Consider the following 19,786-nt stretch of genomic DNA (forward strand, 5'->3'; position numbering starts at 1 on the left):
CCTGGTCTGAGTCCGCGCGCGGCCCCGCAGTTCACGGCGAGCTGCGGGGCCGCCGCATGTCCTGGCCGTGGGAAGGCTCCGTCACGTCCAGGTCGGTGCGCATGGCGGCGCGCATACGGGACAGCAGACGCCAGCCCTGCCGGACGCCGCGCTGCACGCCCGGCAGGTCGTCGCCCTCGCGGGGCATGCCCCGGGTCAGGCGGACCAGGGTGCCGTAGACCGCGCCGAGCGCGGTGTTGACCTCGCGGACCTCGTCGAACACCGCGTCGGGCACGATCATCTGGGCCTCGGCGTAGCGCTGCCGGTAGTCGGCCCTGGCGGTGTCGACCGCGGCGAGCGCCGCGTGCGGGTCCTCGGCGCCGGGACGCAGCAGGACGTGGGCATGGTCGTTCATGGCCGCCAGGTAGTGCCGCGCCGCACGAGCGCCCGGGCGGCCCCACCCTGCTCAAGCCCTCCCCGGACGACCCGCTGGAGCTGGACTCCACCGCGGGCCGCGACCACCTCAACAGCATGCTCGCGCCGCTGCGCATCCGGGTCGAGCACCCGCGCCGACGCCCCTGACCCCGTACCGTCCGGCCCCGGCCCGGACGGCAACCAGCGCTACGTCAGCAACCAGGTCTCCTCCTCGCTCGAGCTCCGCGACGCGGAGAGCGAACTCGTGCCGCTCCCCCTCGGGCAGCGGCCCGGCGTCATGGTGTGGAGCGCGCCGGCCGGCGGGCTGCTGTCCGGCAAGTACCGCCGGGGCCAGCAGGCCGCGGTGGGCCGCCGCCTCACCGAGAGGTCCGAGCCTCCGGTCCGCGACGAGGAGAAGCTCCACGACACCGTCGAGACGGTGGTGGACATCGCCTCCGCACACGGCGCCGCCCCGCCGAACCCACCACCCCGGCCGCCACCGCACCGGACCCGCCGCTCATGCCCGCTGCGGTACCGGCGGACCTCGTCGCCGCGCGGTGGCGGCCGGCCGTCCGGACCGCTGCGATCCGTGCGGCTACCGATGCGCCTGCTTCTGGGCCTGCCAGACGGCCGGGGCATGGCCGGGGAGGACGCGGTGGACTTCCTCGGGACGGACGTAGAGGACGTTGGGATTGTTGTTGTGCGGGCCGTACCCCGCGCCGCCTCGCACGAGGAGGTAGGAGCCCGGGGGGATGTGCCAGTTCCAGAACCAGGCGTCCTGGGTCACTCCCGTGTCCATCCAGCGGATGATCGCCTTGGACCCGCGCTGCGCCAGCTGGTAGACGTTGACAGCCTGCACCAGGTAGACGCCGTTGGCGCGGGCCGCGTCGCGCTCCAGGATGAGTGACTCCCAACTCGCGGCCAGCCACTCGCGCTCCGCCTTCCTGGCCCGCGCGCGCGAGCGCAGGGGGAGCAGGACCGCCGCGGCCAGGCCGACGATCAGCACGAGATTGGTCGCCACACCCGCAATCGTCATGCGTTCATCCTGGCGCGCGAGCACGGCGGGTGGAGGCATTTTCCGGTCAACTCGGCGGCAACGGCTCCACGAAGTGCGGCCGAAGTCAGTGGACGCCCTGATGGCGAGCGGACAGGCCGGCCGTGAGGGCAGGTCACACCGCGGTGGGCTCGGGCTCCGGCTGTTCGGCCGCGGCCTGGTGGGGCAGCCGGCGGACCGCGGGGGAGGCCACGGAGCGACGGTGGCGACGGCGTGGACGATGCCCGCGCCGACGGCCACCTCGATGCCGCCGACGGCGCCCGCGAGCGGACCGACACAGAGCTGGCCAGCGGGTATGGCGATATAGGCCAGCAGGTCGCCGTAGGAAGAAGCGGGAGACAGGGCCTCGGCGGGAATGTACTCCTCCCGCCGAGGGCGAGCGGGCGCTGGGCGAGCATGGGTCGCCATGGAGCAGGGCGAGTTCGGCGCGGCGGGCTTTCGACGCCGCCCTCGCCTCGGACCCGGGCCGGCACGTCATTCGCGCCGACCGGGAGCGCCCGGTCCCGTCGCGCCCCGTTGGCAGCGGCGCCCGCTCCCGCCGGATGTCGAGCGGGCCGGCGAGTTTGCCGGATCGTTCCCGTGCGCAGGAGAAGCCCACGAGGGCGAGCGCCTGACCGGGGGACCCGGGTGGGCCCCCGGCGGCGTCAAGGCCGGAAGAGGACCTTCATCGCCCCGTCCTCCTTCTTCTGGAACATCGCGTAGGCGTCGGGCGCCTGGCTCAGCGGCACATGGTGCGTCGCGAACGAGTCGACACCCAGTGGGTCCTCGTCGGTGAGCAGCGGCAGGATCTCGGCGCTCCAGCGGCGCACATTGGCCTGTCCCATCCGTAGCTGGATCTGCTTGTCGAACATCGTCATCATCGGGAGCGGATCGGCGGCGCCGCCGTACACCCCGCTCACCGAGATGGTGCCGCCGCGACGTACGCACGCGATCGCCAGACCAAGTGCCCCGAGCCGGTCGATGCCCGCGGCCTCGGTGAGCGTGCTGCCCAGGCGCCGCGGTAGCAGCCCTGCCGCAGCCTGGGCCAGCTTGGCCACTGGGCTGCCGTGCGCCTCGGTCCCGACAGCGTCGATGACGCTGTCCGGGCCCCGGCCGTCGGTGAGGTCCAGGACGGCGCTTTTCAGCTCGTCCGCGGAGTCGAAGGCACTGAGGTCGAGGACGGTCACGCCGTCCACGCGGCCCCGGTCGAGTCGTTCGGGCACCAGGTCCACGGCGAGCACCCGCTCGACGCCCGACTGCCGGGCGACCCGGCAGGCCATCGCGCCTATGGGGCCAAGGCCCAGCACCAGCAGACTCCCGCCCGGCGGCACCTCGGCGTACTTCACCGCCTGCCACGCGGTCGGCAGGACATCGGAGAGATAGACGAAGCGGTCATCGGGAGGACCCTGCGGCACCTTGATCGGGCCGTACTGGGCCTGCGGCACGCGCAGATACTCCGCTTGTGCGCCGGGCACGGCGCCGTAGAGCTTGGTGTAGCCGAACAGTTGGGCGCCCATGCCGTACTCGGTCACCTGTGTGGTCTCGCACTGCGTCGGCAGTCCGTTGCCGCACATCCAGCAGTGTCCGCAGGCGATCTGGAACGGCACCACCACCCGGTCCCCGGGCACCAGGTTCTTCACCGCGGGCCCCACCTCCTCGACGATGCCGATCGGCTCGTGGCCGAGGATGTCGCCGGGCGTCATGAACGGCGCCAGGACCTCGTACAGGTGAAGGTCGGAGCCGCACAGCCCGGAAGAGGTCACCTTGATGACCGCGTCCGTCTCGTGCAGGATCCGCGGGTCCGGTACCTCTTCGACGCGTACGTCCCGCTTCCCGTGCCATATCGCCGCTCGCATGGCCAGCCGCCTCCTCCGCCGTTGACCTGATCGTCATGGTGCGGCTGCCCGGGAGGTGTTGCGGCAAACGACCGCGGCGTCGACGCGGCACGGAAGTCCTACGGCGGCGGTCTGGGCGCCGTCGCGTCTCCCGCCCGGCTCCGGGCGGGAGACGCGAAACGGGGCCGGGGTCAGAGCGCCGGGGTGAAGCGGTCCCAGGCGCGGTGGTGGGCGAGGAGTTCGGTGACGCGTTCCAGGGTCGCGGTGGCGTCGGCGGCGGCGACGATGCCGGGGGCGTCGGGTGCGATGCCGGCTTCTTGCAGTGCGTCGGTTCCGTCGGCCCAGGCGCCGAGGGCCTTGCCGTGGCGGTATGCCTCGGTGAGCAGGAGCAGCACGCGGGGGTCGATGTCCGTGACCACCGCGGCGTCGTCGTCCACCTTGGCGTCGCGGGCCCCGTAGGCATCGCCTCCGGCGGCCGGCGCACCCGCCAGCACGATCGCGTCGAACTCGGTGGAGCGGGCGTTGGCGAAGGTGCGCTGCACGGTGACGGGGTCGCCGTCGGTGTCGAGCACACCGCCCGTCGGCGCGATGACCAGCGGGACCATGCCCGCGTCCAGCACCGCCTGCCGGGCTGTGCGTACTTCGGTCAGATCCTGGTCGCCGGCGGTGACGATGCCGACGGTCCGGCCGTCAAGCGGCCAGCGGCCGCCCATCTGCGACAGCGCGGGGCTGGGGTCGGGCGAGTCGAGGGTCACCGTGGGCGCGGGTGCGGGCAGGCCGAGTCCGGTGGCGACTTGTGCGCAGAGTTCGGTGTCGATGTTGGCGAGTACGAGCAGGGCGCGTTCCTTGATCGCTGTCTCGTAGCACTTGGAGAGTTCGAAGGTGTAGGCGGCGATGATGTGTTCGCGTTCGGTGGGGGTCATGCTGAGCCAGAAGAGGCGGGGCTGGCTGTAGTGGTCGTCGAAGGACGCGGGTGCGTCGCGGACTGTGCGGGCGGCGGGCACGTCGGCGGGGACCTCGATGTAGGCGCCGGTGTCGGCTCCGGCGAGGAACGGGCAGCCGCCGTCCAGGGAGTTGGGCCGGTAGGGTGCCACGCCCCGGTGTACCGCGGTCTGGTGCATGCCGTCGCGGAGCATGTCGTTGACCGGGGCGTGGGTGCGGTTGATGGGGAGCTGGCCGAAGTTGGGTCCGCCGAGCCGGCTGATCTGGGTGTCGAGGTAGGAGAACAGCCGCCCCTGGAGGAGGGGGTCGTTGGTGACGTCGATGCCGGGCACGAGGTGGCCGACGTGGAAGGCGACCTGCTCGGTCTCGGCGAAGTAGTTCGACGGGTTGGCGTTCAGCGTCAGCAGCCCGACCGGCTGCACCGGGGCGAGTTCCTCGGGGACGATCTTGGTCGGGTCGAGGAGGTCGATGCCCTGGAACATCTGGTCGTCGGTGTCGGGGAAGGTCTGCACGCCCAGTTCCCACTGCGGGAACGCGCCGGACTCGATGGCGTCGGCCAGGTCGCGGCGGTGGAAGTCGGGATCGACACCGGCGGTGATCTGGGCCTCCTCCCACACCAGCGAATGCACCCCGAGTTTCGGCTTCCAGTGGAACTTCACCAGCGTGGTCGCGCCCTCGGCGTTGACCAGGCGGAAGGTGTGGACCCCGAAGCCCTCCATCATCCGGTACGAGCGCGGGACGCCCCGGTCCGACATGTTCCACAGCGTGTGGTGGGTGGCCTCGGTGTGCAGGGTCACGAAGTCCCAGAACGTGTCGTGCGCGCTCTGCGCCTGCGGGATCTCCCGGTCCGGATGCGGCTTGCCGGCATGGATCACATCGGGGAACTTGACCGCGTCCTGGATGAAGAACACCGGGATGTTGTTGCCGACCAGGTCGAAGACACCCTCCGTGGTGTAGAACTTCGTCGCGAAGCCGCGGGTGTCGCGCACCGTGTCGGCCGAGCCGCGCGAGCCCAGCACCGTGGAGAACCGCACGAATACCGGCGTCTCGACGTCCTTGGCCAGGAACGCCGCCTTGCTGATGCCCGCCGCCGTCCCGTAACCGGTGAACACGCCGTGGGCGGCGGCGCCGCGGGCGTGCACCACCCGCTCCGGGATCCGCTCGTGGTCGAAGTGGGTGATCTTCTCCCGCAGATGGTGGTCCTGGAGCAGCACCGGCCCCCGCGGACCCGCCTTCAGCGAATGATCCGTGTCGTACAGCCGGGCGCCCTGGGCGGTGGTGAGGAACTCCCCGCCCTGCGCCACCTTCTTCCGCTCCACCCCCGTCTCCTGCCCGGTCGGGCTGTAGGTGTCCGGGCCGCGCTGGTCGTGCTTGGGCGGCAGCGGACCGGCCGGCTCCGTCGGCTCCACCACCGGCGGCGGCACCACACCCGGCGCACCCGGAATCTCGTTGCCGGGACGCACGGCCTCCTGCACCTTGTCGACCACCTTGTCGACCACCTTCTCAGCCGCGGCCGCCGCCGGGCTCTTCTTGTCCTTCTTGCTCACCTTGGCTCCGATCATCAGGGGGAGGGGCTGGATCCGGCCGTCATGCGGACTGGCCGCGCGGGGTACGCGGAAGTCGGGTACCCCTTCCCGCGGCTCCGACGCAGCGACACCGAATCGACCGCGAGGCCGGCTTCACAGGCCGCGGGTGTCGCGGGGCTCGGCGTAGGGCTCCTGGTCCGGCGGGTGACCGGACTCGATGGCCCGGCCGCGTTCGAGTTCGGCGTTGAATTCCAGGCCGAGCAGGATCGCGATGTTGGAGATCCACAGCCAGACCAGAAAGACGATCACGGCGGCGAGGCTGCCGTAGGTCCTGTTGTAGCTGGAGAAGTGCGCGGCGTAGAGGGCGAAGAGCGTGGAGACGACGATCCAGATGAGTACGGCGATCAAGCTGCCGGGCGTGACCCAGCCGAAGCCGCGGCTGACGTTGGGCGCGGCCCAGTAGAGCAGGGCGATGATCAGGGCGAACAGGATCACCATCACCGGCCATTTGGCGTAGTTCCAGACGGTCACACCGGTGTGCCCGATGCCCAGCAGTTGCCCGGTCCGGTCGGCGAGGGTGCCGGTGAAGACCACGCCGACGGCGATGGCGGCCAGCAGCAGCACCACGACGAAGGTGATCGCGAACCGGATCGGCAGTGTCTTCCACGCGGGTCGTCCCTCACCGATGTCGTAGACGGCGTTCGCGGCCCGCATGAAGGCGGCGATATAGCCGGAGGCCGACCACAGCGCGGCCAGCGTGCCGACGATCAGGGCGCTGAGGGCCTGGCTCCTGTTGCGTTCAAGCTCCCGGAGCGCGTTGGTGATGATGTCGCGGGCGGAGCCGGGCGCGATGGTGGCCAGGTTGTCGATCAGAGGCCGGATGCTGGCACTGCCCAGCAGTCCCAGGATCGAGACCAGGGCGAGCAGCGCCGGGAAGATCGCCAGCACCCCGTAGTAGGTGAGGGCGGCCGCCCAGTCCGAGAGGTTGTCGGCCTTGTACTCCTTGGGGGTACGGACCAGGGCGCCACGCCAGGCCCGCCGGGGAAGGCCGGTCGGCGCCCCGGCCGGCGGCTCGTCGGGCCCTTCGGCGTGCGGGGGTCGGGCGTTCTCTTCCCAGCGCCCTGCCATGGCAGCCCTCTCCCTTCGCGGTAGTGCTCAGGGAGCCCAGAGGTCGGCGGCCTGGACTTCTGGGCTCCGAGCGGGCGCGTCCGCTGCTGCCTTCGACCCGCACAATCATCGTCTTTCCGGTCTCCCGATCCTTGCCCGCGCCGCGCTGACTTTGCCTGTGGGTTCCCCTTTTGAGTACGCGAATGGCGGATCGCTCGGCTTGCCGAATCAGTGCGGGCGGAGGCATTGCCGGGCGTGCCTCTCACCCGAAAGGGGCGGGCGATTGCGCCTGAACGTTCGCAAACCGGCCGGACGGGGCCGAACGGCTTTCGCATGGGTGGCTTCCCCCGGGGCAGGGGGCTGGCTGGAGGCTGCCACGCCGTGGGGCCGATGCTCGTCGTGGTCTTGGCCGCACGGCGGGCGCTGTTCGTCGTCAGGGGCCGGCGATCAGCGGGGTTCGCCGGTCGGCGTTCCGTTGCCCGGCGCCGACCGGCGCCGCCGCATACCTTCAGGAGGTTCGCATGCCGGTTCCCAACCCGTCGTCCGCCGGGTCCGATCCGCTCGCCGAGTTGTCCGCCGCGGGGGTGTCGGTATGGCTCGACGACCTGTCCCGTGAGCTGCTGGCCGGGGGTGGGCTGCGGAAGCTGATCGCGGACCAGCACGTCGTCGGGGTGACGACCAATCCCACGATCTTCGCCTCCGCGCTGTCCAAGGGCGATCGCTACACCGAACAACTGCGGCGGCTGGGCAGCGAGGGCGTGCGCGTTGACGACGCCGTCTTCGCGCTGACCACCGATGACGTACGGGCCGGCTGCCGGGAGTTCGGCGCGGTCCATGAGCGGACGGAGGGGAGCGACGGGCGGGTCTCGATCGAGGTCGACCCGCGGCTGGCGCGGGACACCGACGCCACGGTCGGGCAGGCGCGCAAACTCTGGGAGACGGTCGCGGAACCCAACCTGTTCGTCAAGATTCCGGCCACCCGTGCGGGGCTGGCCGCGATCACGGAGGTCATCGCCCAGGGCATCAGTGTCAATGTCACGCTGATCTTCTCCCTGGACCGTTACGGCGCGGTGATGGACGCCTATCTGACCGGCTTGGAGCGGGCCCGGGCCGCGGGCCATGACCTCGCGGACATCCACTCGGTCGCCTCGTTCTTCGTCTCCCGCGTCGACACCGAGGTCGACCGCCGCCTCGACGACCTCGGCACCCCTGAGGCCCTGGCGCTCAAGGGCAGGGCCGCGATCGCCAACGCCCGACTCGCCCACCAGGCGTACGAACAGATGATCGCGGGGCCCCGCTGGCAGGCCCTCGCGGCGGCGGGAGCCCGTCCGCAGCGGCCCCTGTGGGCATCCACCGGAGTCAAGAACCCGGCCTACCCCGACACGATGTACGTGAGCGAACTCGCGATCGCGGGAACCGTGAACACCATGCCCGGCGCCACCCTGGCGGCCTTCGCCGACCACGGCACCCTGCCCGCCCACGCGCCGACCGCCGAGGGCGCCGAGGGCGCCGAGGGCTACGCCGCCGCGGCGGCCCATCTGGAGGCGCTGGCGCGTGTCGGCGTCGACTTCGCGGACGTCACCGAAACCCTCGAACGCGAAGGCCTGAGCAAGTTCGAGGACAGTTGGACCGAACTCACCGCCTCGGTGGAGCACGAGATGCGCGCCACCACCATGGCCGACGGACCGGCGGGCACCCAGGAGCCGGGCGCGGACTCGCCGGGCGGCGCCGGCCTGCTGGCGATCTACCTCAACGACCACCTGTCCGGCGCGACCGCGGGCCTCGAACTCTTCCGCCGGGCCGCACGGACCCGCCAGGGCCGGGACCACGGCGCCGAGCTGGCCGGACTGGCCCAGCAGGTCGAGCAGGACCGCGACTCGCTGACCCAGATCATGGCCGACCTCGGCGTACCGACCGACCATGCGAAGGTGGCTATCGGCTGGCTCGCCGAGAAGGCGGGCCGCATCAAGCCCAACGGGCATCTCCTGTCCCGCTCCCCGCTCAGCGATGTGCTGGAACTGGAGTCCATGCTGCTGGGGGTGCGGGGCAAGGCGGCCTGCTGGCGCAGCCTGCGGACGCTGGCCGAGTCCGACGAGCGGCTCTTCGTCGAACACCTGGACGAGCTTCTGGAGCGGGCCGACCAGCAGTCCGCCGTACTGGAAGAACTGCGCGTCGCCGCGGTCGGCGCCGTCTTCCGGCCCACCCACCCCACCGCCTGACAGCTCGTCCTGCTGTCATGTGTCTCAGGCGCACTCGAATGGCCCTGTGCGTGCGTGAGCCCTCGTCGGCGGGGCAGACACCTTCACGGTCGGCGCCGGCGGCGCCCTGACCTGCTCGTTCGGGCACACCGCGTCGTCGCTCCGATGCCGCGGTGCCCGATCGGGGCAGATCCTCGCGACGCCGGCCCGTCCGTGCCGGAGCTCCGCGAGCGCGTTGAGGATGTGAGGTGATGGACGCGATGGCTCTCTGGCTGTCGGAAAGGCCTGACCGCTTGCTGCGGCTGCCAGGCGTTTACGCGCCGCAGTACGACACGAGGGCGATGATGCGGGCCATCCGGGCCGAGAGGCTCGGCCCGGGAAGCAGCGTGCTGGACATCGGCACCGGGAGCGGGGCGCTGGCGCTGTATGCCGCCCGTACCGGTGCCAGGGTGACCGCGATCGACATCACCCGGCGGGCTGTGGTGTGCGCCCGGCTGAACGCCGCCCTGGCCGGGCAACGGATCACCGTTCGGCGGGCGGACCTCGCGACACCCGGCCGGCGCTTCGACGTGGTGATCAGCAACCCGCCCTACGTGCCCACGCCCGGCCGCCTCCGGGAACCCCGCGGCGCCGCCCGCGCGTGGGACGCCGGCCATGACGGGAGGTCCGTCGTCGACCGCATCTGCGCCGCCGCTCCCGGGATGCTGCGGCCGGGCGGAGTCCTGCTGATGGTCCACTCCGCGCTGAGCGGAACCGGGACCACCCTCGACCGGTTGCGGGAAGCTGGCCTGACCGCCGAGGTCATCGACCGCGAACTCATCCCGCTGGGCCCGGTGCTGCGCTCGCGCCTGCCCTGGCTCCGTGAACAGCGGCTGCTGGAGGAAGGCGAGGACAAGGAGGAGCTGGTGGTCATCCGGGCCGAACGTCCTTGAGCGCCACCACCGAACAGACCACGGTCGGACGGACGACCACACGCACGAGAACGGAAAGACGGCATGACGACAGCGTTCACCGAGCCGCGCAGCGCCCCTCCCGACCTCCCCCAGCCGCGGGGCGAACTCTCCCGCGCGGTGACGGCTGCCCTGCGCGACGGCGGCTGCCTCCTCCCGGACGCGCCGCGCGTCACGGATGCCGATCCCTACGGCGGCGATCTCCAACTGGCGCTGTACGTGCTCTACGAGCTGCACTACCAGGGGTTCGAGGGCGTCGACGAGAACCGTGAGTGGGATCCCGCCCTGCTGGCCTTCCGCCGCACGCTGGAGAGCCACTTCCTCGCCGCCCTGCGGACGGACGTCCAGGGCAGCACAAGCGCTGACGAGGTCATCGCGGAGCTGCTGGTCGAGCCCGCGACGGACGACGGGACCGGTGTCAGCCACTTCCTGCGACGGGAGGGCACCTTGGCCCACCTGCGGGAGTATGCGGCCCTGCGCTCCCTGTACCACCTCAAGGAAGCCGATCCGCATGCCTGGGTCATCCCCCGGCTGCACGGCCGGGCCAAGGCGGCCATGGTCGCCGTCGAGTACGACGAGTTCGGCGCGGGCCGAGCCGAAAACGTCCACGCCCGGCTGTTCGCCGACCTCATGAACGATCTGGGCCTGGACACCGCCTACGGGCGCTATCTCGACGCCGCTCCGGCCGAGGCGCTCGCGACGGTCAACCTCATGTCCCTGTTCGGTCTGCACCGCGCGCTGCGCGGCGCGCTGATCGGTCACTTCGCGGCCGTCGAGATCACCTCCTCGCCCGGCTCGCGCCGCCTGGCCCAAGCGATGCGTCGGCTGGGGGCAGGCCCGGCGGCCGTACGGTTCTACGAGGAGCACGTCGAAGCCGACGCCGTGCATGAACAGGTGGTGCGGCACGAGATCATCGCCCCGCTGCTCGCCGCCGAACCGCATCTGGAACCCGATGTCGCCTTCGGCGTCGAAGCCACCAGCCTGCTGGAAGACCGCCTCGCCCGATTCCTCCTGCACGCGTGGCACCGCGACGGAACCGCGTTGCGCCCGGCCGTTCGTACCAGCGCACGATGATCGGACCGCCCGCTTGAGAAGGTGCCGCCGCCGTTTTCCCGCCTCTGGAGGAGCCGCGGGGTCGGCGGCGGGTGACGCGTTCGCCGGTGAGGACCCCGGCGGTCGCGGCGGCCTGGTCGTGGATCGTGAAGGGGTCAGGGGCGGGTCTTCGGCGCGTGCTGGTTGAGGCGGACGGCCGCGCGGTCGTTCAGGGCGCTTCCCCAGGCCCGCAGCCGCTCGCCTACCCCTCGCGGCCGCTCCGTGATGTCACGCCCTTTGCGCAGGCCGCCTTCGGCGCCGTCGGCGTCGGGAAGGGCGCGGGCGGCGATCCCGGACAGGCGGGTGACGGTGACCGGGGCGATCCCGTGCAGCAGGTCGGCCGCCTTGCCGGCCGGCGTCAGGACGATACGGGGCCGCCGACGGGCCACTGCGGCGACAATGCGCGAGGCGGCCCGCTCGGCGTCCATCGACACCAGCGGGGTGCCCGCGAGCGCCGAGAACCAGGCGAACTCGCGACGCGCGTCTCCGCCGAACTCCGCCTGTCCGTGGGATCCGGTCCGCATCAGCCCGGGGTGCACGGCCGTGACCGACACACCGCGCTGCGCTTCCTCCGTGTGCAGACCCTCGGCCAGCGCCGCCACGGCGTACTTCGCGCAGGAGTACGGGAGCAGGTGGGGGACGGCGAGCAGGCCACCGATCGACCCGATCAGCGCGAGACGGCCGCCGGCGGGGCTGCGCCGCAGGTGGGGCAGCGCCGCGAGAGACGTGTGCAGCGCGCCGCCGAACATCGTCCCCATCGCCTCGTCGAACTCGTCCGCGCCGATCGCGTCGACCGGCGCCACCTCGATGACGCCCGCGTTGGCCACCACGATGTCGACGCCTCCGCACGCCTGGGCGGTCGAGGTGAACAGCGCCTCCACCTCGTCGCGCTCGCGCACATCACACACAGCGGTCCGTACGCTTCCCTGGCCGCGTTCCTCCAGCAGGTCTGCCGCCCGGCTGAGTTCGTCCGCGTCCCGGGCCGCGATCGTGACAGCGCAGCCACGGGCGGCGAGTTCGCCGCCGATGAGCAGGCCGAGCCCTCGTGAGCCACCGGTCACCACCGCCGTCAGTCCCGCAAGGGATCCGGCGGTACGGGATTGCTTGCGCATCAGGTCTCCTCGTACGGTGCGCCGCACTCTGGGCGGAGCAGATCAGTGCTGACTCGCGGTCTCGGTGGCGCGGCGTCCACCCGCCGGTCTATCACGCTGGCAGGCCGCCCGCTCCTCCTCCCTGAGGACGATCACGCTCTTGCGGCTGCCCGGACCGTGTCGCGGCAAACGGCGGCCTGGCGCCGCTGGATCAGCGGCCCCGCTCCGTCCGGACCGGCGGCAGAGGTGATCCGTACCTCCGTGTCACCGTTGTGCGTGGCAAGCGGACCGCTGCCGGGCGCGGCAGGTCTCACTGCCCGGTGGTCGCGGCCGGGCCGCCGGTGCCCGCGGTGGTGGCGCCGGTTCCCGCGTCCTCACCGGAACCGGGCGGCATGTCGCCGGCGCCGCCGAGGCCGATGGCGACCTTGGTCCAGCCGTTCTCGCGGCGGTCGAACGTGCGGTAGGCCTCGACCGCGTCTTCCGCGCCTGTCCAGCGGGTCACCAGCGGCGACGGGTCCAGAGCGCCGGTGGTGACGAGCGAGAGCAGGTGGGGCAGGTAGCGGCGGTGGTTGCAGTTGCCGGTCTTGAGCGTCAGGTTCTTCATGAACGCTTCCCCGTGGCCACCACCTCGGCCGCCACCAATGGCGGTCAGGCCCTGCCGGCATCCACGCCCACCGCGGCACCGCTGATCGTGGCCCGGTTCACCAGGAGCCAGTGCCGCCCCCGCCCGGTCCGCATCCACTGCACCTCGGCCCAAGTCTCGGCGCACCCTCGGCACCTGACCGAGTCCAAGAGCCCCGACAGAGTCACGGTTGCGCCCGCTACCAGCCGGTCAGCAGCAGGTGGTTGACCAGGAGCGCGACGGTCGCCTGGGCGGCGAGCCAGGCGCGGTGGTCGCGGCGGGGGAGGAGGGCGGCGGTGGCGGGCAGCCAGAGGGTGAAGGGGAGCCAGATGCGTTCGGTCTCCGCCTTGCTCATGCCGGACAGGTCGGCGGCGAGCATGACGAGGAGGAATCCGCAGGGAAGCAGGACCGCGGCGATCGCCTGACGGTCACCGCGCAGCCACCAACCCCGCAGGTGCCCGGCCGCCCGGACCGGCGTACGGTCGCCGCCCGCCCACCAGTTCCGAACCCCGCCGGACGCCCCGGCCAGCGTCCTGCGCAGCCCCGCCACGGAGGCGAGCCCGGCCGACACCACCACGGTCGCGAGGTCCCCGAAGAACCAGTAGCTGTACGGGCGTACGCCGCCGTAGCCCTGGTAGTAACGGGTCCTCAGCAGTCCGTACGCCTCCCACCAGTCGAAGCCCGCGGCGGTGAACGCGACGACCACCGCGGCGGCCCCGACCAGCACGTACGGGACCGGGCGCGCGGTACGGGCGCACAGCAGGACCACCAGACCGGGAACCGCCAGCAGGACCAGCCCGTAGGAGAGGTAGGCCGCGGCGCCGAACAGCAGCCCGCCGGCGATGCCCGCGGCGGCCGTGCCCCAGCGGGAGGCGCGGGTGGCCGCGATCGCGAGCAGCGCCAGGGCCCACGCGGCGACGGCGGCGAAATAGCCGTCCGCGGAGACCCCCACCCAGACCGCGCCCGGGGCGAGTGCCAGGAACGGCGCGGCGGCCCGCGCCCGCTCCTCGCCGGTGAGCAGGCGCAGGGTGAGCAGGACCGCCAGGGCCAGCGACGTGCCGACGGTGATGGTGAAGGCCGCGGCGAACGCGCCGCCACCGAGTCCGATCCGGTCCAGACCGACGTAGGTGAGCACGGCGCCCACCGGATGCCCGGCGACGTGGGTGGTCCAGTGCGCGGGGGAGTGCATCAGAATGTGGTCGGTGAACGTCCGCACCGCCGGGCCGGCATCGTGGAACCGCGGAACCTCCGCCAGGTATTCACCGGAGGCGGTGAGCCGCCCGGCGATGCCGCGCTGCCACCCGTCCACCAGGGCCAGCGACCACGTCCACGCCATCGCCGTCCCCCACGCGGACCACAGCAGCCCACGCCAGGGCAGCCGGGCGGCGAGGCCCGGCCCGTACCCGACGACGAACCCCGCCACGATGACGGCCAGCGGGGTACCGGGCCCGGCGTGCGGCCGCCACCAGGCCTCCAACGGCGGCCACGGCGATCTGAGCAGATAACTGCCGCGTTGCAGCCAGGCCCCGATACCCACCATGACCAGGAAGAACAACGCCGCCGCCCCGGCCGCCACCACGTCCGGACGCCGAGCTGAAGGGGTCGCTCGGCCATCGTCGTCAGGTGGGCGCGGGCCGGTGCCGTGCAGCGGCGAAGGGGAGAGACTCACGCGTCGCACCCTAGACAGACACCGGCCCGTGCCGGCCCCGTCGAGGCAGGACGTCAGAGTTTCGTCATGAGTTACCGCCCCGGAAGGCTCCCTTTCCGGCCCTAGTGTCGCGAGGCATGAAAGTTCCTCCCCGCCTCCCCCCTGGTCCCTGGCGCAGTCCCCTGCGTGGCCCGTGGCTCACCTCGGTGCTCGGGCTGGTGCTGCTCGTCGGCATCCCACTGCTGTTCGTCACCGGCCTGCTGTCGTACGCCGCGTACAACCCCGGACTGTCGCATCTCAACGACAAGACGCCCGACAAGGGCCTGCTCGGCTTCTACCTGTTCTCCTGGCCCACCCACCCGTACTGGCTCTACCGCCTCACGCAGGGAATCCACGTCACGCTCGGTGTGGTGCTGGTCCCGGTACTGCTGGCCAAGCTCTGGTCGGTGGTTCCGAAGCTCTTCACGCTGCCACCGGTGCGGTCGATCGGGCACGCCCTGGAGCGGTTGTCGCTGCTGCTGCTCGTCGGCGGCGGGATCTTCGAGTTCGTCACCGGCCTGCTGAACGTGCAACTGGACTACATTTTCCCGGGGTCGTTCTACCCTCTGCACTTCTACGGCGCGTGGGTCTTCGTCGGGGCGGTACTCGCCCACGTCACCCTGCGCATGCCCCAGGCGTTGCGCGCCCTGCGCAGCCGGGACTTCCGCGCGGAACTGCGGACACCGACCTCCCGGACGAGGCCCGAATCCGCCGACGACAGCGGCCTGGTGTCCACCCACCCCGCCGAACCCACGATATCGAGGCGTGGCGCGCTGGGCATGGTCGGCCTCGGCTCATTCGTGCTCTTCGTGGTCACCGCCGGCCAGAGCATCGGCGGACCACTGCGCGAGACCGCCCTGCTGGCACCACACGGCCGGCAGCCGGGCAAGGGCCCCAACGGCTTCCCGGTCAACAAGCCCGCGCTGACCGCGCACATCCGCCCGCAGGACATCGGCGAGAACTGGCGGCTGACCATCCGCGGTGCGACCGGCCGCAGCGTCACCCTCACCCTCGACCAGCTCCGGCAACTGCCCCAGTACGGCTCCGCGCTGCCCATCGCCTGCGTCGAGGGGTGGTCCACGGAAAACCAGCACTGGCGGGGCGTACGGCTGCGGGACCTCGCCGCGCTGGTGGGCCACGACACCGACCCGCCGGGAGTGTTCGTCGAGTCCGCGCAGCTCGCCGGGTCCTTCCGGGCGGTGGCTCTGCGCGCCAACCAGGTGCGCGACGGCCGCTCGTTGCTCGCGCTGCGGGTCAACGGCGCCGAGCTCTCACCTGACCACGGCCGCCCCGCCCGGATCATCGTGCCGGACGCGCCGGGCGTGATGAACACCAAATGGGTGCGCCAACTGACCTTCGGGGCAACGGACTTCGAGGAGCACGCATGAGACGCCTGTTCCGCGCCGTGTACGGCGAGCGGCCCGCTCATCTGCTGGCCCTGCTCGCCTCCTTCGCCCTGTGCGGATACGCGATCACCCGGCTGCTGGCGCGCGACTGGTGGGGCGTGGCGCAGTGGGTGGCCGGCGCGGCACTGATCCACGACCTGGTACTGGTGCCGCTGTACGGCGGCGCCGACTGGCTGCTGCACAAGGCGGCGCGAGGCCGACGGAGGGGATCCCAGGTGCGGATCGCGGTGGTCAACCACATCCGCGTCCCGGCCTTCCTGTCCCTGCTGTTGCTGCTCGTCTACTGGCCGCTGATCTCCCAGGACGCCGGGCCGCAGTACCGGAACGCGACGCTGCTGTCCCCCGGGGTGTTCCTCGGCCGCTGGCTGCTGATCACCGCCGTGCTCTTCACCGCGTCCGCCCTGATCCTCGTCTTCCGCAGGTGGCGGGCCGCTCGCGGGAACCGCGAGTGAAATCCTTACGAACCGGTGGTGGCCGTGGTGGCAGCGGTCCGCCGGACCGCTTGTCACCCTAGGGTCCGATCCATGCGCGTACTCGTCACCGGCGGCGCCGGTTTCATCGGCTCCCACATCGTTGCCGCTCTGGCGGCCCGCGGCCACGAACCGGTCGTCCTTGACGCTCTGCTGCCCACCGCCCACCCCGTCCCGCCGGCTCGGCCGCCGGCCGGGACCGCGGAGTTCATCGCCGAGGACGTACGCAACCCCGAAGCCCTGTCCCGGGCGCTGCGCGGTGTCCAGGTGGTCTGTCATCAGGCCGCGATGGTGGGCCTCGGCAAGGACATCGCCGACACGCCGGCCTACGTCGGCTGCAACGACCTCGGTACCGCGCACCTCCTCGCGGCCATGGCCGAAGCGGGCGTACCGGATCTGGTGCTGGCCGGATCCATGGTCGTGTACGGGGAGGGCCGCTACGACTGCCCGCGGCACGGCCGGGTGGCCCCGGGCCCCCGCGCGGTGGCCGACCTGGATGCCGGGCGCTTCGAACCTCGCTGCCCGCGGTGCGGCGCCGAGCTGGCGCCGGGGCTCGTCGAGGAGGACGCCCGCCCCGACCCGCGGAATGTCTACGCCGCGACCAAGCTCGCCCAGGAACACCTCGCCGCCGCCTGGGCCCGCGCCACCGGCGGCCGGGCCATCGCGCTGCGCTACCACAACGTGTACGGCCCCGGCATGCCCCGTGACACCCCCTACGCGGGCGTCGCCTCCTTCTTCCGCTCGGCTCTCGCCCGCGGCCGGGCACCCCAGGTCTTCGAGGACGGCGCCCAGCGGCGGGACTTCGTCCACGTGCGGGATGTGGCCGGAGCCAACGTCCTCGCGCTGGAAGGCGTCGGCGACCGCCCGGACGGAGTGCTGCGCGTGTACAACACCGGCAGCGACACCCCGCACACCATCGCGGACATGGCGACAGCCCTCGCGAGCGCGCACGGCGGACCGGCCCCCGAGATCACCGGCGCGTACCGGCTCGGTGACGTGCGGCACATCACCGCCACCTCCGGCCGACTGCGCGCCGAACTCGGATGGCGGGCCGAGGTGGACTTCGCCGAAGGCGTCGCCGAGTTCGCCCACGCGGCGCAGCGGGACGTGGCGCCGGAGCCCGCCTCGCGCTGAGCGCCGCGGACTTCCCGCCGGCTCCTCCCTTCCGCTCCGCCCCGAACCCCGAAACGACTGGACCCATCGTGAATCCCATCGCCGACGTCGTCCTGCCCTGTCTCGACGAAGCCGAAGCCCTGCCCCGCGTGCTGGCACGCATCCCGCCCGGCTGGCGGGCCATCGTCGTCGACAACGGCTCCACCGACGGCTCAGCGCGCATCGCGGCCGATCTCGGGGCGACCGTGGTCCACGAACCGCGCCGCGGCTTCGGCGCCGCCTGCCATGCCGGACTCCTCGCCGCCCGGGCCGAGTTCGTGAGCTTCTGCGACTGCGACGCCTCCCTCGACCCCGCCCTGCTGGCCGACTTCGTCGGCCGGATCGCCGCCGGCGAGACCGACCTGGTCCTCGGCCGCCGCCGACCGGTCGCCCGCGGCGCCTTTCCGCCCCACGCCCGCGCCGGGAACATCGCCCTCGCGAGGATGCTGCGCCGTCGTACGGGTCTGCGGCTGCACGACCTCGGTCCGCTCAGGGCCGCACGACGAGAGAGACTGCTCGCTCTCGGGCTGACCGACCGGCGCAGCGGCTATCCGCTGGAAATGGTGGTCAAGGCCGCCGACGCGGGCTGGCGGATCACCGAACACGACGTCCCCTACCACCCGCGGACCGGCCGCTCCAAGGTCACGGGTACCTGGCGGGGGACTTGGCACGCGGTCCGGGACATGCGTGCGGTGCTGGCAGCCCCGCCGGTGGCCACCGCGACGGTGATCGGTGGCCAGGACGGACCGGCCGGTGCGGCGCCGCGGAGCGCCATGGATCCGGAAGGTGTGACATCGGCCGTGGTGGCGGGCTCGGAGGGTGCCCGGTGACAACGCTGATGGTGATCGCGAAGGAACCACGGCCCGGACGGGTCAAAACACGGCTGACCCCGCCGTACACACCCGAGGAGGCGGCCGCGCTGGCCGAGGCGTCACTGGCCGACACCCTCGCGGTCGTCATGGCGAGCCCCGCGGAGCGGCGACTGCTCGTGCTCGACGGGACTCCCGGCCAGTGGCTGCCGGGGGAGATCGAGGTGATCCCGCAAACCGGTGGCGGACTCGACGAACGGCTCGCCGCCGCCTTCGCGCTGTGCGACGGCCCGGCGCTGCTCATCGGCATGGACACCCCGCAGATCACCCCCGAACTGCTGCGGCCGGCGCTGCTGCCCGGCAGCGACGATCCGGCCGACGCGTGGTTCGGGCCCGCCACCGACGGCGGCTTCTGGGCGCTGGGCCTGCGGAAACCGGACCCGATCCTGCTGCGGGGAGTGCCCATGTCCACCCCGGACACCGGACAGGTCCAGCGCCGTCGGCTCACCGGCGCCGGCCTGGTCGTCCGCGACCTGCCCGAGCTCCGGGACGTCGACACCGCGCCCGACGCCGAGGCCGTCGCCGCGCAGGCTCCCGGCAGCCGCTTCGCCGCCGCCGTGGCCCGGTTCGCCCCGGCAGGCGCACGGTGATGCTTCCCGTCGCGGTGCCCACGGCTCGGGCGTGGTCGACCGCCGACCCGTACGCCACCGCGCTGCGCACCGGCCGCGGCCCCCTGTTCCTGGGCCGCTCCGACGGCTGGCTCCTTCCGCTCGACGTCGAACGCTGGTGCGCGGAGCCCGACGCGGCCGACCGATCCGTGCTCGATGCCTGCCACGGGCCCACGCTCGACATCGGTTGCGGCCCCGGCCGACTCGTCACCGCACTGGCCGCTCGGGGCCTGCCCGCCCTTGGCATCGACGTCAGTCCCGAAGCCGTCCGCCGCACCCGGGCCGCCGGCGGTACCGCCCTGCTGCGCTCGGTCTTCGACCCTGTGCCGAGAGAAGGCCGCTGGCAGACGGCCCTGCTCATCGACGGGAACATCGGCATCGGTGGGGACCCCGTCGCCCTGCTCACCCGGGTGCGTGGCTTGCTCCACCCGCACGGCAGGCTCATCACCGAGGCGGCGCCCTGCGGGATCGCTGACGACCTCGACGAGCACTCGGTGGTCCGTCTCCACGACGGCACCAGCGCTCACGGCGTCACTTTCCCCTGGGCCCGGGTCGGGCCCTCCGCCCTCCGCCGGCACGCCGCCACGGCCGGCTGGGTCGGGGAAGCGGCCTGGAGCGTCGAAGGCCGCCGCTTTGTCCAACTGCGGGGGTGTCATTTCTCCGCGCGGCCCGCGGACATCTGACCGGTTCCGTCACGTGGCCGCTGCTGGGCCAGGACCGGTTGACGGCTGGTGGCCGCTGGCGCGGGGTTGTGTCCGCGGGTGGCTGTCCTGGTCAGTCGGTCACCGGGCTCCGCCGGGACTTT

17 protein-coding genes are annotated in these 19,786 nt (G+C 72.3%); 9 read left to right on the forward strand and 8 right to left on the reverse strand.

Going from position 1 to position 19,786, the window contains the following annotated elements; genetic code table 11:
- Positions 1-31: 31 nt before the first annotated feature.
- The 5 genes from OG519_RS30030 to OG519_RS30050 all read right to left on the reverse strand — a co-directional run bounded on the left by OG519_RS30030 (position 32) and on the right by OG519_RS30050 (position 6,857).
- Positions 32-394 (reverse strand): hypothetical protein, encoded by a 363-nt coding sequence (locus tag OG519_RS30030; RefSeq protein ID WP_405590397.1) that lies wholly within the window; start codon positions 392-394, stop codon positions 32-34.
- Positions 395-988: 594 nt separating this feature from the next.
- Entirely contained in the window at positions 989-1,429 is a 441-nt protein-coding gene (locus OG519_RS30035) for a hypothetical protein (RefSeq protein WP_405590400.1), read from the reverse strand.
- A 662-nt stretch (positions 1,430-2,091) separates the two neighbouring features.
- Complete coding sequence (locus OG519_RS30040; protein WP_405590402.1) at positions 2,092-3,282, reverse strand: alcohol dehydrogenase catalytic domain-containing protein; 1,191 nt, start codon at positions 3,280-3,282, stop codon at positions 2,092-2,094.
- A 170-nt stretch (positions 3,283-3,452) separates the two neighbouring features.
- Positions 3,453-5,765: a catalase gene (locus OG519_RS30045; protein ID WP_405590405.1), complete on the reverse strand. Its 2,313-nt coding sequence runs from the start codon at positions 5,763-5,765 to the stop codon at positions 3,453-3,455.
- A gap of 117 nt (positions 5,766-5,882) precedes the next feature.
- Positions 5,883-6,857 carry a YihY/virulence factor BrkB family protein gene (locus tag OG519_RS30050; protein ID WP_405590408.1) on the reverse strand — a complete coding sequence of 325 codons (975 nt, stop codon included), beginning with the start codon at positions 6,855-6,857 and terminating at the stop codon, positions 5,883-5,885.
- Between the two features lie 500 nt (positions 6,858-7,357).
- On the opposite strand from OG519_RS30050, the gene tal reads away from it, so the two are divergent.
- The 3 genes from tal to OG519_RS30065 all read left to right on the forward strand — a co-directional run bounded on the left by tal (position 7,358) and on the right by OG519_RS30065 (position 11,058).
- Positions 7,358-9,055 (forward strand): transaldolase, encoded by a 1,698-nt coding sequence (gene tal, locus OG519_RS30055; protein ID WP_405590411.1) that lies wholly within the window; start codon positions 7,358-7,360, stop codon positions 9,053-9,055.
- Positions 9,056-9,294: 239 nt separating this feature from the next.
- On the forward strand, positions 9,295-9,966 hold the full coding sequence (locus OG519_RS30060; RefSeq protein WP_405593117.1) for a HemK2/MTQ2 family protein methyltransferase: 672 nt from the start codon (positions 9,295-9,297) through the stop codon (positions 9,964-9,966).
- Between the two features lie 63 nt (positions 9,967-10,029).
- On the forward strand, positions 10,030-11,058 hold the full coding sequence (locus tag OG519_RS30065) for an iron-containing redox enzyme family protein (protein WP_405590414.1): 1,029 nt from the start codon (positions 10,030-10,032) through the stop codon (positions 11,056-11,058).
- Between the two features lie 134 nt (positions 11,059-11,192).
- Here OG519_RS30065 and OG519_RS30070 read toward each other — a convergent pair whose 3' ends face one another.
- The 3 genes from OG519_RS30070 to OG519_RS30080 all read right to left on the reverse strand — a co-directional run bounded on the left by OG519_RS30070 (position 11,193) and on the right by OG519_RS30080 (position 14,458).
- A complete protein-coding gene (locus OG519_RS30070; RefSeq protein WP_405590417.1) occupies positions 11,193-12,188 on the reverse strand; it encodes an SDR family NAD(P)-dependent oxidoreductase in 996 nt (331 codons plus the stop codon).
- A 289-nt stretch (positions 12,189-12,477) separates the two neighbouring features.
- Entirely contained in the window at positions 12,478-12,771 is a 294-nt protein-coding gene (locus OG519_RS30075; protein ID WP_405590420.1) for a hypothetical protein, read from the reverse strand.
- 217 nt (positions 12,772-12,988) lie between these two features.
- On the reverse strand, positions 12,989-14,458 hold the full coding sequence (locus OG519_RS30080; RefSeq protein WP_405590422.1) for a hypothetical protein: 1,470 nt from the start codon (positions 14,456-14,458) through the stop codon (positions 12,989-12,991).
- 116 nt (positions 14,459-14,574) lie between these two features.
- Between OG519_RS30080 and OG519_RS30085 the strand changes: the two genes are divergently transcribed.
- The 6 genes from OG519_RS30085 to OG519_RS30110 all read left to right on the forward strand — a co-directional run bounded on the left by OG519_RS30085 (position 14,575) and on the right by OG519_RS30110 (position 19,664).
- The gene (locus tag OG519_RS30085) at positions 14,575-15,864 is read left to right on the forward strand and encodes a molybdopterin-dependent oxidoreductase (RefSeq protein WP_405590425.1); all 1,290 of its coding nucleotides are present in this window, start codon (positions 14,575-14,577) and stop codon (positions 15,862-15,864) included.
- Positions 15,861-16,334: a hypothetical protein gene (locus tag OG519_RS30090; protein WP_405590428.1), complete on the forward strand. Its 474-nt coding sequence runs from the start codon at positions 15,861-15,863 to the stop codon at positions 16,332-16,334. The genes OG519_RS30085 and OG519_RS30090 overlap by 4 nt, the downstream gene beginning before the upstream one ends.
- 72 nt (positions 16,335-16,406) lie before the next feature.
- On the forward strand, positions 16,407-17,486 hold the full coding sequence (locus tag OG519_RS30095) for an NAD-dependent epimerase/dehydratase family protein (RefSeq protein ID WP_405590431.1): 1,080 nt from the start codon (positions 16,407-16,409) through the stop codon (positions 17,484-17,486).
- A gap of 68 nt (positions 17,487-17,554) precedes the next feature.
- Entirely contained in the window at positions 17,555-18,334 is a 780-nt protein-coding gene (locus OG519_RS30100; protein ID WP_405590433.1) for a glycosyltransferase family 2 protein, read from the forward strand.
- Complete coding sequence (locus OG519_RS30105) at positions 18,331-18,963, forward strand: DUF2064 domain-containing protein (protein ID WP_405590436.1); 633 nt, start codon at positions 18,331-18,333, stop codon at positions 18,961-18,963. The genes OG519_RS30100 and OG519_RS30105 overlap by 4 nt, the downstream gene beginning before the upstream one ends.
- Positions 18,963-19,664: a class I SAM-dependent methyltransferase gene (locus tag OG519_RS30110; protein WP_405590439.1), complete on the forward strand. Its 702-nt coding sequence runs from the start codon at positions 18,963-18,965 to the stop codon at positions 19,662-19,664. Before OG519_RS30105 ends, OG519_RS30110 begins: the two co-directional genes overlap by 1 nt.
- The last annotated feature ends 122 nt before the right edge of the window (positions 19,665-19,786 follow it).

Origin of the sequence: Streptomyces sp. NBC_01190 (assembly GCF_045039895.1) — a bacterium.
Classification (GTDB): domain Bacteria; phylum Actinomycetota; class Actinomycetes; order Streptomycetales; family Streptomycetaceae; genus Actinacidiphila.

Bases quoted from the DNA above. Each gene is read 5' to 3' on its own strand.
- OG519_RS30065 (WP_405590414.1), top strand. From the start codon at position 10,030: ATGACGACAGCGTTCACCGAGCCGCGCAGCGCCCCTCCCGACCTCCCC.
- OG519_RS30095 (WP_405590431.1), top strand. From the start codon at position 16,407: ATGCGCGTACTCGTCACCGGCGGCGCCGGTTTCATCGGCTCCCACATC.
- OG519_RS30045 (WP_405590405.1), bottom strand. From the start codon at position 5,765: ATGATCGGAGCCAAGGTGAGCAAGAAGGACAAGAAGAGCCCGGCGGCG.
- OG519_RS30035 (WP_405590400.1), bottom strand. From the start codon at position 1,429: ATGACGATTGCGGGTGTGGCGACCAATCTCGTGCTGATCGTCGGCCTG.
- OG519_RS30030 (WP_405590397.1), bottom strand. From the start codon at position 394: ATGAACGACCATGCCCACGTCCTGCTGCGTCCCGGCGCCGAGGACCCG.
- OG519_RS30040 (WP_405590402.1), bottom strand. From the start codon at position 3,282: ATGCGAGCGGCGATATGGCACGGGAAGCGGGACGTACGCGTCGAAGAG.
- OG519_RS30050 (WP_405590408.1), bottom strand. From the start codon at position 6,857: ATGGCAGGGCGCTGGGAAGAGAACGCCCGACCCCCGCACGCCGAAGGG.
- OG519_RS30070 (WP_405590417.1), bottom strand. From the start codon at position 12,188: ATGCGCAAGCAATCCCGTACCGCCGGATCCCTTGCGGGACTGACGGCG.
- OG519_RS30110 (WP_405590439.1), top strand. From the start codon at position 18,963: ATGCTTCCCGTCGCGGTGCCCACGGCTCGGGCGTGGTCGACCGCCGAC.
- OG519_RS30090 (WP_405590428.1), top strand. From the start codon at position 15,861: ATGAGACGCCTGTTCCGCGCCGTGTACGGCGAGCGGCCCGCTCATCTG.
- tal (WP_405590411.1), top strand. From the start codon at position 7,358: ATGCCGGTTCCCAACCCGTCGTCCGCCGGGTCCGATCCGCTCGCCGAG.
- OG519_RS30075 (WP_405590420.1), bottom strand. From the start codon at position 12,771: ATGAAGAACCTGACGCTCAAGACCGGCAACTGCAACCACCGCCGCTAC.
- OG519_RS30060 (WP_405593117.1), top strand. From the start codon at position 9,295: ATGGCTCTCTGGCTGTCGGAAAGGCCTGACCGCTTGCTGCGGCTGCCA.
- OG519_RS30085 (WP_405590425.1), top strand. From the start codon at position 14,575: ATGAAAGTTCCTCCCCGCCTCCCCCCTGGTCCCTGGCGCAGTCCCCTG.